At 72.5% G+C, this 16,348-nt stretch carries 15 protein-coding genes; 8 read left to right on the top strand and 7 right to left on the bottom strand.

The window, feature by feature from the left end:
- Positions 1-34 precede the first annotated feature (34 nt).
- Positions 35-982, bottom strand: coding sequence for a hydroxymethylglutaryl-CoA lyase (locus tag DV701_RS16225; RefSeq protein ID WP_228255088.1), 948 nt, complete (start codon positions 980-982; stop codon positions 35-37).
- 113 nt (positions 983-1,095) lie between these two features.
- On the opposite strand from DV701_RS16225, the gene DV701_RS16220 reads away from it, so the two are divergent.
- The 4 genes from DV701_RS16220 (at position 1,096) to DV701_RS16205 (ending at position 5,848) form a co-directional block, all read left to right on the top strand.
- Positions 1,096-2,826: a DNA repair helicase XPB gene (locus tag DV701_RS16220; RefSeq protein ID WP_114929833.1), complete on the top strand. Its 1,731-nt coding sequence runs from the start codon at positions 1,096-1,098 to the stop codon at positions 2,824-2,826.
- Positions 2,827-2,841: 15 nt separating this feature from the next.
- On the top strand, positions 2,842-3,552 hold the full coding sequence (locus DV701_RS16215; RefSeq protein ID WP_202863566.1) for an HAD family hydrolase: 711 nt from the start codon (positions 2,842-2,844) through the stop codon (positions 3,550-3,552).
- Between the two features lie 75 nt (positions 3,553-3,627).
- Positions 3,628-4,338, top strand: a complete 711-nt coding sequence (locus tag DV701_RS16210) for a response regulator transcription factor (RefSeq protein ID WP_114929829.1) — start codon at positions 3,628-3,630, stop codon at positions 4,336-4,338.
- A 13-nt stretch (positions 4,339-4,351) separates the two neighbouring features.
- On the top strand, positions 4,352-5,848 hold the full coding sequence (locus DV701_RS16205) for a sensor histidine kinase (RefSeq protein ID WP_114929827.1): 1,497 nt from the start codon (positions 4,352-4,354) through the stop codon (positions 5,846-5,848).
- Between the two features lie 72 nt (positions 5,849-5,920).
- Here the strand turns inward: DV701_RS16205 and ehuA are convergent, their stop codons facing one another.
- Genes ehuA through DV701_RS16185 form a run of 4 tightly spaced genes read right to left on the bottom strand, consistent with a single transcriptional unit; the run spans position 5,921 to position 9,059 of the window.
- A complete protein-coding gene (ehuA, locus tag DV701_RS16200; protein ID WP_228255087.1) occupies positions 5,921-6,724 on the bottom strand; it encodes an ectoine/hydroxyectoine ABC transporter ATP-binding protein EhuA in 804 nt (267 codons plus the stop codon).
- The gene (locus tag DV701_RS16195) at positions 6,714-7,352 is read right to left on the bottom strand and encodes an amino acid ABC transporter permease (RefSeq protein WP_114929824.1); all 639 of its coding nucleotides are present in this window, start codon (positions 7,350-7,352) and stop codon (positions 6,714-6,716) included. Before DV701_RS16195 ends, ehuA begins: the two co-directional genes overlap by 11 nt.
- On the bottom strand, positions 7,352-8,092 hold the full coding sequence (locus DV701_RS16190) for an amino acid ABC transporter permease (RefSeq protein ID WP_114929822.1): 741 nt from the start codon (positions 8,090-8,092) through the stop codon (positions 7,352-7,354). The genes DV701_RS16195 and DV701_RS16190 overlap by 1 nt, the downstream gene beginning before the upstream one ends.
- Before the next feature lie 10 nt (positions 8,093-8,102).
- Entirely contained in the window at positions 8,103-9,059 is a 957-nt protein-coding gene (locus DV701_RS16185; protein WP_114929820.1) for a transporter substrate-binding domain-containing protein, read from the bottom strand.
- 331 nt (positions 9,060-9,390) lie between these two features.
- On the opposite strand from DV701_RS16185, the gene DV701_RS16180 reads away from it, so the two are divergent.
- From DV701_RS16180 to DV701_RS16170, 3 genes are all read left to right on the top strand, one after another.
- A complete protein-coding gene (locus DV701_RS16180) occupies positions 9,391-10,662 on the top strand; it encodes a S1C family serine protease (RefSeq protein WP_114929818.1) in 1,272 nt (423 codons plus the stop codon).
- Between the two features lie 119 nt (positions 10,663-10,781).
- Positions 10,782-11,996 (top strand): NAD-dependent epimerase/dehydratase family protein, encoded by a 1,215-nt coding sequence (locus tag DV701_RS16175; protein WP_114929816.1) that lies wholly within the window; start codon positions 10,782-10,784, stop codon positions 11,994-11,996.
- Between the two features lie 18 nt (positions 11,997-12,014).
- Positions 12,015-13,184 carry a glycosyltransferase family 4 protein gene (locus DV701_RS16170; RefSeq protein ID WP_114929814.1) on the top strand — a complete coding sequence of 390 codons (1,170 nt, stop codon included), beginning with the start codon at positions 12,015-12,017 and terminating at the stop codon, positions 13,182-13,184.
- 127 nt (positions 13,185-13,311) lie between these two features.
- On the opposite strand, the gene DV701_RS16165 is transcribed toward DV701_RS16170, so the two are convergent.
- Entirely contained in the window at positions 13,312-13,971 is a 660-nt protein-coding gene (locus DV701_RS16165; RefSeq protein WP_114929812.1) for a DUF1648 domain-containing protein, read from the bottom strand.
- Complete coding sequence (locus DV701_RS18955; RefSeq protein ID WP_114929810.1) at positions 13,968-14,177, bottom strand: GntR family transcriptional regulator; 210 nt, start codon at positions 14,175-14,177, stop codon at positions 13,968-13,970. Before DV701_RS18955 ends, DV701_RS16165 begins: the two co-directional genes overlap by 4 nt.
- On the opposite strand from DV701_RS18955, the gene DV701_RS16155 reads away from it, so the two are divergent.
- Complete coding sequence (locus DV701_RS16155) at positions 14,176-16,323, top strand: HelD family protein (protein ID WP_114929808.1); 2,148 nt, start codon at positions 14,176-14,178, stop codon at positions 16,321-16,323. The two genes, DV701_RS18955 and DV701_RS16155, sit on opposite strands and share 2 nt — an antisense overlap.
- Positions 16,324-16,348 lie beyond the last annotated feature (25 nt).

Genomic DNA, 16,348 nt, shown 5'->3' with positions numbered 1-16,348 from the left:
CTCGTGACCGCCCTCGGGCGGCGCCGGGACGCGGTCAGGAGCCGGCGAGCGCGCGGACGACGCGGGAGGGTGCCGGCCGGCCGAGCTGCTCGGCCATCCAGCTGCTCGTCTGGACGAGAGCCGTCAGGTCGACGCCGTGCTCGACCCCCAGCCCGTCGAGGGCCCACACGAGGTCCTCGGTCGCCAGGTTGCCGGTGGCCGACCTGGCGAACGGGCAGCCGCCCAGGCCGCCGGTCGAGGCGTCGACGACCCGGACACCGTGCTGCAGCGCGGTGAGCGTGTTGGAGAGCGCCTGCCCGTAGGTGTCGTGGAAGTGCACGGCGCACTGGTCGGGTCCGATGCCGGCCTCGTCGAGCGCCTCGAGCAGCTGCACCACGTGCCCGGCGGTCGCGACCCCGATCGTGTCGCCGATGGAGAGCTGGTCGCAGCCCAGGTCCATCAGCCGCAGGGAGGTGTCGACGACCTGCCGCACCGGGACCGGCCCCTCCCAGGGGTCGCCGAAGCTCATCGACACGTAGGCGCGCACCCACGCTCCTGCGTCGAGGGCCCGCTTGACGACCGCCGAGAACATCTCGACCGTCTCGGCCACCGACCGGTTGAGGTTGGCGCGGGCGAAGCTCTCGGTCGCGCTGCCGAAGATCGCGACCGCCGAGACCCCCTTGTCCAGAGCCCGGTCCAGACCCCGTTCGTTGGGCACCAGGACCGGGCGGTTGCGACCGGTGCCCAGCGGCCCGAGCAGGTCGAGCAGGTCCTCCGCGTCCCCCAGCTGGGGCACCCAGTCGCGCGCCACGAAGCTGGTCAGCTCCACGGTGTCCAGGCCGGCGTCCAGCAGCCGCCGGACGAACTGCGCCTTGACCTCGACGGGGACGACGGTCTTCTCGTTCTGCAGACCGTCGCGCGGCCCGACCTCGTAGATCGTCACGCGCTCGGGCATCCCGGGCAGCGGGACGGTCATCGGCAGGGGCGGGGACGACGTCGTCATGACCCCATCCTCGCGCATGACCGACCTGCTTGACCAACGCGTCAGGCTGGCCGGGTCGGGGCACCGGTGCACCGGGAGGAATGCCCGCGACACCCCATACCGTTGACCCCACGATGAATGGCCCGCTGATCGTCCAGTCCGACAAGACCCTGCTGCTCGAGGTCGACCACCCCGACGCCGAGGCGGCGAGGCGCGACATCGCGCCCTTCGCCGAGCTCGAGCGTGCCCCCGAGCACATCCACACCTACCGCGTGACCCCGCTCGGGCTGTGGAACGCCCGCGCCGCCGGGCACGACGCCGAGCAGGTCGTGCACGCCCTGATCACGCACAGCCGCTACCCCGTGCCGCAGTCGTTGCTCGTGGACGTCGCCGAGACGATGGACCGCTACGGGCGGCTGACGCTGCTCAAGGAGCCCGTCGAGGATCAGAGCACCGGGAACGGCTCCGCAGATGGACAGCCGGTCACCCGGCTGGTGCTGCGCAGCACCGACCGGGCGGTCCTGGCCGAGGTGCTGCGGCACAAGAGGATCACGCCGCTGGTGGGCGACCGGCTCGACGAGGACACGGTGCTCGTGCACCCCTCCGAGCGCGGGCACCTCAAGCAGGAGCTGCTCAAGGTCGGCTGGCCCGCGGAGGACCTCGCCGGCTACGTCGACGGGGAGAAGCACCCGATCGCGCTGCAGACCGCGGGGTTCCCCGCCGCGGGGGTCGCACCGTGGGAGCTGCGGCCCTACCAGCAGCAGGCGGTCGACGGCTTCTGGGACGGCGGCTCCGGGGTCGTCGTGCTCCCCTGCGGGGCCGGCAAGACCCTCGTCGGTGCCGGTGCGATGGCCCGCTCGGGCACCACGACGCTGATCCTGGTGACCAACACGGTCAGCGCGCGCCAGTGGCGAGACGAGCTGCTGCACCGCACGAGCCTGACCGAGGACGAGATCGGTGAGTACTCCGGCTCCCGCAAGGAGATCCGCCCGGTCACGATCGCGACCTACCAGGTGCTCACCACCAGGCGCAAGGGCGTCTACCCGCACCTGGACCTGCTCGACGCGCGAGACTGGGGCCTGGTCCTCTACGACGAGGTGCACCTGCTGCCCGCCCCGATCTTCCGGATGACCGCCGACCTGCAGGCCCGCCGCCGGCTCGGCCTGACGGCGACGCTGGTGCGCGAGGACGGCCGCGAGTCCGACGTCTTCTCCCTCATCGGTCCCAAGCGCTACGACGCCCCGTGGAAGGACATCGAGGCGCAGGGCTGGATCGCCCCCGCGGACTGCGTCGAGGTCCGGGTCACGCTGCCGGAGTCGATGCGGATGGCGTATGCCGTGGCCGAGCCTGAGGAGCGCTACCGCTTCGCCGCGTGCGCTCCGGCCAAGGACGAGGTCGTGCGCCAGCTCGTCGAGCGCCACCGCGGCGAGCCCACCCTGGTGATCGGGCAGTACCTCGACCAGCTCGAGCAGCTGTCGGACTCGCTGGAGGCCCCGCTCATCACCGGAGAGACGACGGTGAAGCAGCGCCAGGAGCTGTTCCGGCAGTTCCGCGAGGGCGAGATCGACCTGCTCGTGGTGAGCAAGGTCGCCAACTTCTCCATCGACCTGCCCGAGGCCTCGGTGGCGATCCAGGTCTCGGGCACCTTCGGCTCCCGGCAGGAGGAGGCCCAGCGCCTGGGCCGGGTGCTGCGGCCCAAGGGCGACGGGCGCACCGCGCACTTCTTCACCGTGGTCGCGCGGGACACGGTCGACGCGGACTTCGCCGCGCACCGCCAGCGCTTCCTGGCCGAGCAGGGCTACGCCTACCGGATCGTGGACGCCGAGGAGCTCGGCACGCTGGACGCGACACCGCCGGTGCACTGAGGTGGGATGGTGCCCATGAGCAACCAGGACACCGTGATCCTCGACGTCGACGGCACCCTCGCGGACAGCGCCTACCACCACACCGTGGCCTGGACCCGGGCGTTCGACCGGGTGGGTCTGCGTCCGCCCGCGTGGCGGATCCAACGGGCGATCGGGCTGGGCGGCGACAAGCTGGTGGCCGCGGTCTCCGGCGACCGTGCCGAGCACGAGCACGGCGACGCGGTCCGGAAGGGGTGGGAGGAGGCGTACGCCGACCTCCTGCCCGAGGTCCACCTGCTCCCTGGGGCTCGAGAGCTCATCCTCGCCCTGGCCGACCGCGGGCTCACCGTGGTCCTGGCCACCTCGGGCAAGGAGGAGTTCACCCGTCACGTGCTCGACCTGCTGGACCTCCCGGCGGGCACCCTGGGCGGTCGCGCCAGCAGCGAGGAGGCGCAGGAGTCCAAGCCCGCGCCGGATGTCCTCGAGGTTGCGCTGGGCAAGGTCGGCGGCGGCTCGGCGCTCGTCGTCGGCGACACGCCCTACGACGTGGCCGCCGCCGCCCGGGTCGGCTCGCCGTGCGTGACGGTGCGCACCGGCGGCTTCGGGGTGGCCGAGCTGCGCACAGCCGGTTCCGTCCTGGTCGTCGACGGTCTTCCCGACCTGCTCGAGGCCGACTGGGACCGTCTGCTCGAGGCGGAGCCGCCAGGGGGCTCCGTGGACCCCGACTCCCCGCTCCCGCCGGCATGACCGGCGACCCGGGTCGCAGCGTACGGCCCAGCGGATACCCAGCAGCCTCCCAGCCGCAGGGGTGAGGATAGGTCCATGGCTACCCCCGCCGCCGACCCGGAGGCCACCCTGCTGGTGGTCGAGGACGAGACCAACATCCGTGAGCTGCTCACCACGAGCCTGCGCTTCGCCGGCTTCGAGGTGCACGCGGCCCCCGACGGCCGCACCGCCCTGGAGCTGGCGGCCCGGCACGACATCGACCTGGCCGTGCTGGACGTCATGCTGCCCGACATCGACGGCTTCCAGATCACCCGCACGCTGCGCGACAGCGGGCAGGACATGCCGATCCTGTTCCTCACCGCCCGCGACTCCCTCGACGACAAGATCAAGGGGCTGACCGTCGGCGGCGACGACTACGTCACCAAGCCGTTCAGCCTCGAGGAGGTCGTGGCCCGCATCCGCGCGGTGCTGCGGCGCACCCGCGCGCTGGACGAGGAGGACGACCACGTGCTGCGGGTCGCCGACCTGGAGCTGGACGACGACAGTCACGAGGTGCGCCGGGCGGGCAAGGTCATCGAGGTCTCCCCCACCGAGTTCAAGCTGCTGCGCTACCTGATGCTCAACCCCGGCCGCGTGCTGTCCAAGAGCCAGATCCTGGACCACGTGTGGGACTACGACTTCCGCGGCGAGATGAACATCGTGGAGTCCTACATCTCCTACCTGCGCCGCAAGATCGACGTCGTCGGCGAGCCGCTGATCCACACCAAGCGCGGGGTCGGCTACGTGCTGCGGGCCCCGCGCGACTGAGCACCGGCGCCCCGTGAGCTCCGGCGGCGGTCTGCGGGCACGGGCCTACCGGTGGCTGCACAACCTGTCGCTGACCCGACGGCTGGTCGCCGTGGTCGTGCTGCTCGTGCTCGCCGCCTACGTGCTCACCACCTCGGTGACGATCACGATGCTGCGCGGCTACCTGATCGAGCGGGCCGACGCCGACCTGTCCGCCTACATCGCGCCGCTGGCCGAACGCTCCTACAGCCAGATCATCCAGGGCCGCGACGAGCTGCAGCAGCAGGTCTTCGTGCCGCCCAACCCCTACTACGTGATCATCACGCCGGCCAACCGCGCGCTGCCGCCGCAGGACCTGGTCTTCCAGCGGCTCGAGGTCAGCCGTCCCGACCTGACCCGGATCGAGATGGACGACCCCCGGCTGGGACGGCACTTCACCGTGGAGGGCGTGGGCCACGACGGCTCCTGGCGGGTGCTGGCGGCCGCGGTCACGGGGGCCGACGGACGGGTCGACTGGACGGTCGCGGTGGCGATGCCGCTGACGACCGTCGACAACACCGTGCGCCAGCTCGTCGTGCTGACCGTCGTCATCGGGCTGACCACGCTGGTCGTCGTCGGCGTGCTCGGCTGGTTCGCGGTGCGCCGTGCCTTCCGTCCGTTGACCCGGATCGAGGACACCGCGGCAGCCATCGCCGCGGGCGACCTCACCCGCCGCGTCCCCCCGCGCGCCGCCCGGGACGAGGTCGGGTCGCTGGCCCACTCGATCAACCGGATGCTCGCCCAGGTCGAGCAGTCCTTCGCCGCCAGGGAGGCCTCCGAGCAGCGGGTGCGCGACTTCGTCGCCGACGCCTCGCACGAGCTGCGCACCCCGCTCGCCACGGTCAAGGGGTATGCCGAGCTCTACCGTGTCGGCGCGGTCGACCCGGAGGACGTGCCCGGCGCCATGCGCCGGATCGAGGACGAGGCCAGCCGGATGGCCAAGCTGGTCGAGGACCTGCTGACCCTGACCCGGCTGGACTCCCACGTGCCGATGTCGCCGACCCGCGTCGACCTCACCGTGCTGGCCAGCGACGTCGTGCAGGACGCACAGGTGCGCGCCCCGCAGCGTCAGGTCCGGCTGGTGAGCCTGGGCGGGGCGGAGCACGGGACCGTGCCGGAGGTCCTCGGCGAGGACGGCGCGCTGCGGCAGGTCCTGACCAACCTGATCGCCAACGCACTGACCCACACCCCCGAGGACACCCCCGTCGAGGTGGCCCTGGGCCGGGTGGACGGCAGGGCGATCGTCGAGGTCCGCGACCACGGCCCCGGGCTGGAGGGCGAGGCGGCCGACCGCGTCTTCGAGCGCTTCTACCGCGCGGACAAGTCGCGCAGCCGCGCCTCCGGCGGCACCGGGCTCGGGCTGGCGATCGTGGCCGGCATCGTGGCCAGGCACGGCGGCACGGTGGAGCACCGCCCGACGCGCGGGGGCGGCGCCACCTTCCGGGTCGAGCTGCCGGCCGCACCACCGAAGGGACAGCGCGCCGGCGGCTGACGCCTCTGCACGCACCGGGGCGGGCTGGCCCTCCGGCCGGTGCCCGGCGGCCGCGCGGGCCGCGGGCCCGCGTCAGACGACGGCCTCCAGGAACTTCTGCGTCCGCTCGTGGTGCGGGTCGGAGAAGATCTGCGCCGGCGGACCCTCCTCGAGGATCTTGCCGCCGTCGAACATCATCACCCGCTGGGAGACGTCCTTGGCGAACTGCATCTCGTGGGTGACGATCAGCATCGTGATGTCCGTGCTCGCCGCGACCTCCTCCAGGACCCGCAGCACGTCGCCGACGAGCTCGGGGTCCAGCGCGGAGGTGACCTCGTCCAGGAGCAGGATCTCCGGGTCCATCGCCAGCGCCCGGGCGATCGCGACGCGCTGCTGCTGACCGCCGGAGAGCTCGGTGGGGTGCGCGTCGGCGCGGTGCCGCAGCCCGACCCGGTCCAGCAGGGACAGCGCGTTCTCGCTCGCCTCGTCCTGGCTCTGACCGAGGACGTGGACCGGTGCCTCGACGATGTTCTGCAGCACCGACATGTTGGGGAAGAGGTTGAACTGCTGGAACACCATGCCGATCCGCTTGCGCACCTGCACGACCTGCCGGGGCTTGAGCTCGACCCGCCTGCCGTCCCGCCGGTCGTGGGTGAGCGGGTCGCCGTCCACCCAGATGTAGCCGCCGGTCAGCCGTTCCAGGGTCATGAGCAGGCGCAGGATGGTCGTCTTGCCGGACCCCGAGGGTCCGATGAGGGTGACGCGCTCGCCGCGGCCGACCGAGAAGTTGAGGTCCTGCAGGACCGTGGTGCGCCCGAACTTCTTCTTCACGTCCTCGAACCGGATGCGCGGCGTCCCGTCCTCCGGGGTATGCGGTGTGGTCTGGTCAGTAGGCAAGTTTCTTCTCCAGCTTTCGCATCAGCACGGCGGTCGGGTAGCTGGCCAGCAGGAAGAGCAGGCCGGCGACGGTCATCGCCTCGACGTAGGAGAAGTGGCGGCCACCGAACTCCCGGGCGGCGGTGACCATCTCCGGCACCGAGATGAAGATGAGGAACGGGGTGTCCTTGAACATGGCGATCGCCCAGTTGCCCAGCGACGGCAGCGTGTTGCGCACCGCCTGGGGCAGGATCACCGCGCGCCACGTGCGGCTCGCGGGCAGCGAGAGCGCCTTGGCCGCCTCCCACTGCCCCCTGCGGATCGAGTCGATCCCGGCCCGGTAGGACTCGGACATGTAGGTGGAGTAGTGGATCCCGAAGACGATGATCCCGACGGTCAGCCCGCTGAGCTGGGTGAAGGCGTAGTAGACGACCAGCAGGTGCACCGGCAGCGGGGTCATCCGGATGAAGTCCAGGACGAAGCCCAGCGGGCGGGCCGCCACGGCCGGCAGCTCCCGCAGGGCTATCGCCCAGACCAGGCCCAGGGCCGCGGCCAGGGCGGCACCCGCGATCGTCACCACGAGGGTGATCTGCACGAACGCCTTGATCAGGACCGGCAGGGTGTCGAGGAACAGCTGGTTGTCCCACATCAGCCATCACCTCCGGCCGTCGCCCCGGCCAGCACCTGGTCGGCGTCCGCGCGGGCCTTGCGGACCTCGAAGTCGCCCAGGCCGAGCCGGCGCTGGGCGCGCCGCTCCATCCACCGCATCACGATCGAGACGACCAGCGCGATGACGTAGTAGACGAGCAGCGCGGCGATGAACGCCGGCCAGGTGCCGACCTGCCGCCGCAGCTGGTCGGCCTCGAAGGTGAGGTCGGCCATGAGCACCAGGCTGATGACCGCCGTCCCCTTGACGAGCATGACCATGAGGTTGTTGAAGCCGGGCAGCATCAGCGCCCAGGCCTGCGGCCAGATCACCCGGCGCATCTTCGTCGGCCACGGCATGGACAACGCGGTGGCCGTCTCCCACTGACCCTTCGGGACGGCGTTGAGGGAGCCGCGGACCACCTCCGCGCCGTACGCCCCGTAGTTGAGGCCGAGCGCGACGATCGCGGTCCAGGTCGACCCGAGGTCGACGCCGGTCAGCGTCGGGATCACGTAGAAGAGGAAGAACAGCTGGACGACCAGCGAGGTGCCGCGGAAGAACTCCACGACGAACCGTGCGACGCCGCGCGCCCAGGGCGGTCCCTGGTGCTCGGCGACACCGAGCACGACGGCGACGACGACCATCAGCACGGCCCCGCCGACGAAGCTGATCAGGGTGGCCGACAGGCCGTCCTGGACCAGTCGGGGCAGGGCCGTGGCGAGGCCCTCGAGAAAATCGCTCACCGACCGGGGCTCAGCCGTCGGTCGAGTCCGCAGAGCCGGCCGCGGCCGCGTCGGCGGCCTCGTTGGCCGCCTCCAGGTCGCCGTCGCAGAGCATCTGCGCGGTCAGGCCCTCCGGCGGACGCTCGGCGTCGGTGAAGCCGAACGGGCCGACGATCTCCTCGAAGCGCTCCGGGTCGCCGACGATCTTGGCCAGCTCCTCGTTGTAGGCCTCGAGCAGCTTGGTGTCCTCGGGCCGGAAGACGGCCGAGCCGGCGCTGATCTGCTTCAGCCCGTCGACCTCGGCCACGAATCCGCCGGTGGTCTCCACCCCCGCGTCCGGGTTCTCCTCGGCCAGCTTGGACAGGGTGATGTTGGTCAGCGCGAAGGCGTCGGCCCGGCCGTTGCTCACCGCGTCCATGCCGTCCAGCGAGGAGTTGACCGTCATCGTGTTCGTCAGGCCGATGTCCTCGGCGAAGCCCTGCTCGATGGCGCCGGACTGCACCGCGAGCGTGAGGTCGGTGCCCTCGAAGCTGGTGAAGTCCGTCAGGCCCTCGGGGTTGCCCTCGGGCACCATCAGGGTCGAGGTGTACATGATCGTGGGCTCGGCGAAGGCGCCCTTGGCGCAGCGGTCCGGCAGGATCGACATCCCGGCGGAGACCGAGTCGTACTCTCCCTTGTTCAGGCCCGGGATGAGGGCGTCCCACTCCACGAGCTGGCCCTCGACGTCGTCGATGCCGAGCTCGCCGTAGATCTCCCTGGCGAGGGCGATCGTGGCGCCGGTCAGCTCGCCGCTGTCGTCCTCGTAGCTGTAGGGGATCTCGCCGGCGAAGGCGACCTTGATGGTGCCCTCGTCCTGGATCCGCTCCAGGGTGGAGCCGGCGTCGCCGGAGCCGCCGGAGGCGGTGTCACCGCCGTCGCTGCCGCAGGCGGACAGGCCGAGGGCGGCCGCGCAGGCGACCGCCAGGAGAGAGAAACGGGTGCTGGTCATGGGACCACAGTCCTTTCGGTTGGACGAGGCACATGCCTCCCGGTACGCACGCGAGAACGCGGCGGGCAACACGTCGCCCCGATTGGACAGGAATTCACGGAAGATGACCATCGACCATAACGAGAGGCGCCGGAGCCCTCAACCTCCTTGGGACACATGCGGGAATCGAGCACTCATCGTTACCACGTCGTGATCCCACCGATACCAATATGTGATCTTCCTGTCGTCATCGGCGGCCCAGGTCTTCGCCCGCACGAGGTCCGGCGACATACCCAGCAAGTCCACAGTCGGTTCCCAGCCAGACTTCACCCGCCGGTGCTTCAGTGGAGTCATGACGACGACCCCAGACCAGCCAGGACCAGCGCAGCCAGACCCGACCCGACCGGTGCCGCAGGGTCCAGGAGCGGCAGGTCCCGCGCCGGCTCCGCAGCCCCGAACGCAGCACGGTGCAGGCCGCCGGTGGGGCGACATCGGCATCGCCGCTCTGCTCGCGGCGGTGCTCGCCAGCGGCGGCACCTGGGCGGTCACCCAGGGCTCCGGCGGGGGCGGCGTGGACGCGGTGGGCACCACGCAGAGCCCGACCGCGGACACCGCCCCCTCCGGGCCCGCCACCACCGGCTCGCCCGCCTCGCTGGGCGTCCCGCAGGACTGGAGCACCGTCGCCGCCGAGGTGAGCCCGAGCGTGGTCTCGATCGAGGTCGCCAACCAGCAGGGCGTCGCCGCCGGCTCCGGGGTGGTCTGGGACACCAAGGGCCACGTCGTGACCAACGCCCACGTCGTCGAGGGGGCCCAGCAGGTGCGGGTCGTCTTCGCCGACGGCCGCACCTACGCCGCGACCGTCGCCGGCACCGACCCGTCCAGCGACCTCGCGGTCCTGACCGTGACCGACGGTCCCTCCGACCTCACGCCGATCCGGGTGGGCGACGACAGCGCGCTGAAGGTCGGCGACCCGGTCATGGCGATCGGCAACCCCCTCGGCCTCTCCGGGACGGTGACCACCGGCATCGTCAGCGCCCTGGACCGCCCGGTCACCACCCGCAACCCCCAGAGCGGCAGCCCGTTCGGACAGGGCTCCAGCACACCGCAGGAGGTCGTCACCAACGCGATCCAGACCTCGGCGGCGATCAACCCCGGCAACTCCGGCGGCGCGCTGGTCAACGCCTCGGGCGAGCTGGTCGGGATCAACTCCTCCATCGCCTCCCTCCCCTCGGGCGGGCAGTCCCAGCCCGGGTCGATCGGCATCGGGTTCGCGATCCCGGCCCGCGAGGTGCAGCTCATCGCCGACCAGCTCATCAGGAGCGGCAAGGCCGAGCACGCCTTCCTGGGCATCTATCTCGACAACGGGTCGACGCAGGTGGACGGGGCCACGATGACCGGCGCACTCGTCAAGCAGGTCGAGCCGGACAGCCCGGCCAGCTCGGCCGGCCTCAAGGAGGGCGACCTGATCATCGGCATGGACGGCGAGGACGTCCCCTCGGCCACCGCCCTGGTGGGCCAGGTCCGCGAGCGCGGGGCCGGCGACCAGGTCCAGATCAGCTACGTGCGCGACGGCCAGCAGCAGCAGACCACCGTCACCCTCGCCACCCGCCCCGACGAGGGCTGAGCCGGCGCCGGGGTGCCGGGCGGGCTCGCCGCGCACCCCGGCGTTGTAGGTTGGTCGGGACAAGCGACGCCGTGCCGCGGGGCACGGCGTCACCGGTGCGCGTGCAAGGAGCGTCCTTCGTGAAGATCGCCGTCCTCGGCGGAGACGGTTTCTGCGGCTGGCCCGCGACCCTCCACCTGTCCGACCTCGATCACGACGTCCTCGTCGTCGACAACCTCTCCCGGCGCCGGATCGACGAGGAGCTCGGCGCCAGCTCGCTCACCCCGATCGCGAGCGTCGAGGAGCGGCTGGCGGCGTGGGAGGAGGTCTCCGGACGTCAGGTCCGCTTCGCCCGGCTCGACGTCGCCCAGGACTACGACGGCCTCGTCGCGCTCCTGCTGGCCGAGCGTCCCGACGCAGTCATCCACTTCGCCGAGCAGCGGGCCGCCCCCTACTCGATGAAGTCGCCGGCCCACAAGCGCTACACGGTCGACAACAACACCAACGCCACCCACAACGTGCTCTGCGCGCTGGTGGAGACCGGCCTCGACGCCCACCTGGTCCACCTGGGCACGATGGGCGTCTACGGCTACGGCACCGCCGGGATGAAGATCCCCGAGGGCTACCTCGACGTGGAGGTCAGCACCGACGAGGGAGACCGAGTCCAGCAGCAGATCCTCTACCCCACCAACCCGGGGTCGATCTACCACATGACCAAGTGTCTGGACCAGCAGCTGTTCGCGTACTACGCCAAGAACGACGCGCTGCGGATCACCGACCTGCACCAGGGCATCATCTGGGGCACCCACACCGATCAGACGCTGCGGGACGAGCGGCTGATCAACCGTTTCGACTACGACGGCGACTACGGCACGGTCCTCAACCGCTTCCTCATGCAGGCCGCCGTCGGCTACCCGCTCACCGTGCACGGCACCGGCGGGCAGACGCGGGCCTTCATCCACATCCGCGACATGGTGCGCTGCGTGCAGATCGCGCTGGAGAACCCGCCCGCCCGCGGCGACCGGGTCAAGATCTTCAACCAGATGACCCAGACCCACCGGGTGCGCGACCTGGCCGAGCTGATCGCCCGGATCAGCGACGCGAGCGTCGAGCTGGTGCCCAACCCGCGCCACGAGGCCGCCGAGAACGAGCTCTTCGTCCGCAACGACACCTTCCTCGACCTCGGACTGGAGCCGACGCTCCTTCAGGAGGGCCTCCTCATGGAGGTCGAGGACGTCGCCCGTCGCTACGCCGACCGGGCGGACCTGGACAAGATCCCCGCCACCTCGGTCTGGACCAAGGAGCAGCAGCCCGGCGTGCCCCCCTCGCGCACGCCCGTCGAGCAGACCGCCTGAGACGAACGGCATACCTGCGTGCGCGTCGCACTGTTCACCGAGGTCTTCCTGCCCAAGGTCGACGGGGTGGTCACCCGGATCACCCGCAGCCTGGACCAGCTGACCGAGCTGGGGCACACCGCCCTGGTCTTCGCGCCCGGCAACCCGCCGGCCAGCTACGGGCCGCACCGGGTGGTGCGCGTCCGGTCGGTCTCCTTCCGGCCGTGGTACCCCGAGCTGCGGATCGGGCTGCCCACGCCCCGGATCGCCCAGGAGATGATCGACTTCCGCCCCGACGTGGTGCACGCGGTCAACCCGGTGTGGCTGGCGGCCTACGGCGTGGTCTCGGCGCGCCGCCGCAACCTGCCTCTGCTGGCCTCCTTCCATACCGACGTGCCCTCCTACGCCACCCGGCTCGGCCTGCCCTTCCTGCGGGCGCCGTCGGAGGGCTGGATCACCTGGATGCACAACCGGGCCGAGGTCAACCTGTGCACCTCGGGGCAGATGGTCCAGCGCGCCCGCGACGTGGGCATCCGCGAGGTCGACCTGTGGCCCAAGGCGGTCGACACCGACGCCTACCGCCCCGGCGCCGCCACGGCCGCGATGCGCGAGCGGCTCACCGACGGTCACCCGCAGGCACCGCTGGTGCTCTACGTCGGGCGGCTGTCGAAGGAGAAGGACCTCGACCAGCTGGTGGAGCCGCTGCGGCGGCTCCAGAGGTATGGCGTGCGCCTCGCCCTCGTGGGTTCCGGCCCGGGCCGCGATGAGCTGGAGCGACGGTTCGCGGGGACGCCGACCGTCTTCACCGGCTACCTGGGCGGTGCGGACCTGGCGGCGGCCTACGCCAGCGCGGACGTCTTCGCCTTCCCCTCCACGACCGAGACGCTCGGGCTGGTCGCCCTGGAGTCGATGGCCAGCGGGGTGCCGGTCGTCGGCGCCGACGCCGGCGGCATCCCGTTCGTCATCGACGACGCCCGCACCGGCTTCCTCGTCCGGCCCGGCGACGCCGACACGCTGACCGACCGGCTGGGTCGGCTGGTCACCGACCCCGACCTGCGGGCCACGATGGGCCGGGCCGCACGCGCGGACGCCGAGCAGCACTCGTGGCGCGCGGCCACCGAGGCCCTCGTGGGCTACTACGAGCTCGCGGTCGAGCGGCACGCCGGCCGCTCGCCGATGCACCCGGTGCTGCGGGCGCGCCGGCCCTGAGCACCGGCCCGCGGCCGGCGAGCCGGACGCGCCCGCGCGGCCAGCCCAGCGCCGAGCGCCAGCTGGCGCCCCCACGGTCCACCCGCACGGTGAAGCTGAGCATCCCCAGCGTGAGCACGAGGGTCACCTACACCACCAGCCACAGCCAGGGGTCGCCGACGGCGGCGGTCACCACGGACAGCAGCCCGAGCGTGCCCAGGACGAGCAGGAGCACCTCGTGCGACAGGTGGGCCCGGCCGAACCAGGAGACCGCGTCGGTCGGCCCGATCTCCATCGCCTCCGGCGTGAGCGGCTCGGGCTGCGGCAGCGCGCGCGGCAGCACGAGGGCGAGGCCCGCCCCGACCACCAGCGCGGCGCCGAGGGCCCAGAGCAGGGCCATCGGGTCCAGACGCGCGGACGTGGGGTCGGGCAGCCCGCGCTGGCTCGCGAAGAGCTGGGCGAAGAGCGCGAGCAGCCACACCCCCAGGGCGCCGACGAACGCCGTCACGGCGCGCGCCGACCTCCCCCGCCACCACTGCCCCACGGCTGCGACGACCAGCAGGACAAGGGGGACCCCCACGCAGACGAGTCCTCCGACGATCAGCGCGGCACCGCGCGACATCCAGCCGTCGGCGACGCCGTCCGCCCCGAAGTGCGTCGCGACCCGCTCGGGCAGGTCGCCGGCCAGGACGGCCGCGAGCACCACGTACGCGACGGCGCACAGCACGAGCACCCCCGTGGCGACGAGCAGGTGCGAGCGGCGCACCCTGACCTCCTGCGTCGTGGCCCTGCTGCTGGCAGCGGTCATCGGTCGGCTCCTTCGTGGTCGAGTGCGTGGTGCAGATGGGTCAGGGGTATGCGGTGCCGCCGGGCCAGTGCCACGAGGTCACGGACGGCGGCGCCCACCTGGGCCGGCATGCTCGGCACCGCCACGACGACTGCTCCCCGGCCGCGCCGCAGGTCGATGACCCCCTCGTCGCGCAGGTGCGCGTAGGCGCGCAGCACGGTGCGCATGTTGACGTCCAGCGAGCGCGCCAGCCGCTCCGGGCCCGCGGGTGTAGATTCGTCCCTCCCCTTTCCGCCCGCGCCGCCAGGCTCCGGAGGTCCCGTGCCCGCCAGCACACCCCATACCCCTCACGACCCGGCCGACGAGCTGCGCGCCGAGCGCGCCCACCTGGCCCTCGCCCGCGCCGAGCTGGCGCGGATGCGCGAGCACACCCTGTCGCTGCAGGCCGACGGGGGCGACGCGATCGCGGGCGAGTCGCTCGCGCGCACGCTGTGGTTGCGGGCGCGGGCGCTGCAGGACGACCCGCGCACCACGCTGTTCTTCGGGCGGATCGACACCGACGCGCCGGAGCGGCTCTACGTCGGGCGGCGGCACGTCAGCGACGAGGCCGGTGACCCGGTCGTGGTCGACTGGCGGGCGGGGGTGTCCACCGCGTTCTACCGCGCCAGCCCGACCGAGCCGATGGGCGTGGTGCGCCGGCGTCGGTTCGGGGTCGAGGGCGGGGAGCTGACCGCCTACGAGGACGAGCTGCTCGGGGGCGACCGCGGCGGCCGCAGCGCCGCGGGCGCCGGTAGCGCCGGTGAGGGGGCCGGGAGCGAGATCCTGGCCCGGGAGATCGAACGCCCCCGCATCGGCCCGATGCGCGACATCGTGGCCACCATCCAGCCCGAGCAGGACGAGATCGTGCGCGCCGACGTCGCGACGACGATCTGCGTCCAGGGCGCGCCCGGCACCGGCAAGACCGCGGTCGGGCTGCACCGGGCGGCCTGGCTGCTCTACTCCTTCCGCGACCGGCTGCGCCGCAGCGGCGTCCTCGTCGTGGGCCCCAACCGGGCCTTCCTCGAGCACGTCGGCGCGGTGCTCCCCTCGCTCGGCGAGGTCTCCGTGCGGCACACGACGGTCGAGGAGCTCGTCGAGCACGGCGCGGTCCGCGCCACGGACACCGCCGAGACGGCCCGGCTCAAGGGCGAGGGGCGGATGGCCGAGGTGCTCCGCGCAGCGCTCTGGGCGCAGGTGCGACCTGCCACGGAGCCGCTCGTCGTGCCGCGCGGGTCCCGGAAGTGGCGCGTCCCCGCCCACGAGGTGCAGGACGTCCTGGACGAGCTGCGCACCCGCGGGGTCCGCTACGACGCCGCCCGCGCGATGCTGCCCCAGCGCCTGGCGCACGCCGTCCTCGTGGCGATGGAGCGGTCCGGGGACTCCCCCGACGACAAGGTCCAGGACAGCGTCGCCCGCTCGGCGCCGATGAAGGCCTACGTCAGGGCGGTGTGGCCCCAGGTCACCCCGCAGGCGGTGCTGCACCAGGTGCTCTCGACCGGTGAGGGGCTGGCCGAGGACCAGCGTGCCATGGTGTGGGACCGGCCCTCGCGCACGCCGGTTGCCGCCCGCTGGAGCGCTGCGGACCTGGTGCTGCTCGACGAGCTCGCCGACCTCCTCGAGCGCACCCCGAGCCTGGGGCACGTCGTCCTCGACGAGGCGCAGGACCTTTCTGCGATGCAGCTGCGCGCGGTGGGCCGGCGCGCCTCGACCGGGTCGTTGACGGTGCTCGGGGACATCGCGCAGGGCACCACCCCGTGGGCGACCGGATCGTGGCGGGAGTCGCTGAGGCACCTGGGCAAGGACCTCGGGTCCGACGGCGTGCACCTGGAGGTGCTCGACCGCGGCTTCCGCGTCCCGGCCGCCGTGATCGGGTACGCCGCGCGCCTCCTGCCCCTCATGGCACCCGGTCTGGGGGCACCTGTGTCGGTGCGGTCGGACCCGGGCCGGCTCGACCTGGCGGCGGTGGCCGATCCGGTGCTGGGCGCCGTCGCGGCCGCCAGGGAGGCGTCCGCGCACGAGGGGTCGGTCGGCGTCATCGTCCCCGACGCCTGGGTGGAGCGGGTCGCGGCCGCGCTGGCCGCCGCCGGGCTCGAGCACGAGGTGCTCGACGGCTCGCACGCGGAGGAGCGGATCCTGCCCCTGCACGTGGTGCCCGCCACGGTCGCCAAGGGTCTGGAGTTCGACCAGGTCGTCGTGGTCGAGCCCGCGGCGATCGCGGCCGCCGAGCCCGACGGGCGCAGCGGGCTGCGGCGGCTCTACGTGGTGCTGACCCGGGCGGTCAGCGGGCTCACGGTCGTGCACGCCGAGCCGCTGCCGCAGGCGCTCGCGGGATGAGCCTCAGGGGTACGGCGGGCCAAGG

Source organism: Ornithinimicrobium avium (assembly GCF_003351765.1).
GTDB lineage: Bacteria > Actinomycetota > Actinomycetes > Actinomycetales > Dermatophilaceae > Ornithinicoccus > Ornithinicoccus avius.
Note: the sequence above shows the minus strand (reverse complement) of the source record. Positions and strands in the feature narration are given on the sequence as shown.

Bases quoted from the DNA above. Each gene is read 5' to 3' on its own strand.
- DV701_RS16225 (WP_228255088.1), bottom strand. From the start codon at position 982: ATGACGACGTCGTCCCCGCCCCTGCCGATGACCGTCCCGCTGCCCGGG.
- DV701_RS16220 (WP_114929833.1), top strand. From the start codon at position 1,096: ATGAATGGCCCGCTGATCGTCCAGTCCGACAAGACCCTGCTGCTCGAG.
- DV701_RS16215 (WP_202863566.1), top strand. From the start codon at position 2,842: ATGAGCAACCAGGACACCGTGATCCTCGACGTCGACGGCACCCTCGCG.
- DV701_RS16210 (WP_114929829.1), top strand. From the start codon at position 3,628: ATGGCTACCCCCGCCGCCGACCCGGAGGCCACCCTGCTGGTGGTCGAG.
- DV701_RS16195 (WP_114929824.1), bottom strand. From the start codon at position 7,352: ATGTGGGACAACCAGCTGTTCCTCGACACCCTGCCGGTCCTGATCAAG.
- DV701_RS16185 (WP_114929820.1), bottom strand. From the start codon at position 9,059: ATGACCAGCACCCGTTTCTCTCTCCTGGCGGTCGCCTGCGCGGCCGCC.
- DV701_RS16180 (WP_114929818.1), top strand. From the start codon at position 9,391: ATGACGACGACCCCAGACCAGCCAGGACCAGCGCAGCCAGACCCGACC.
- DV701_RS16165 (WP_114929812.1), bottom strand. From the start codon at position 13,971: ATGACCGCTGCCAGCAGCAGGGCCACGACGCAGGAGGTCAGGGTGCGC.
- DV701_RS16155 (WP_114929808.1), top strand. From the start codon at position 14,176: ATGTTGACGTCCAGCGAGCGCGCCAGCCGCTCCGGGCCCGCGGGTGTA.
- DV701_RS18955 (WP_114929810.1), bottom strand. From the start codon at position 14,177: ATGCGCACCGTGCTGCGCGCCTACGCGCACCTGCGCGACGAGGGGGTC.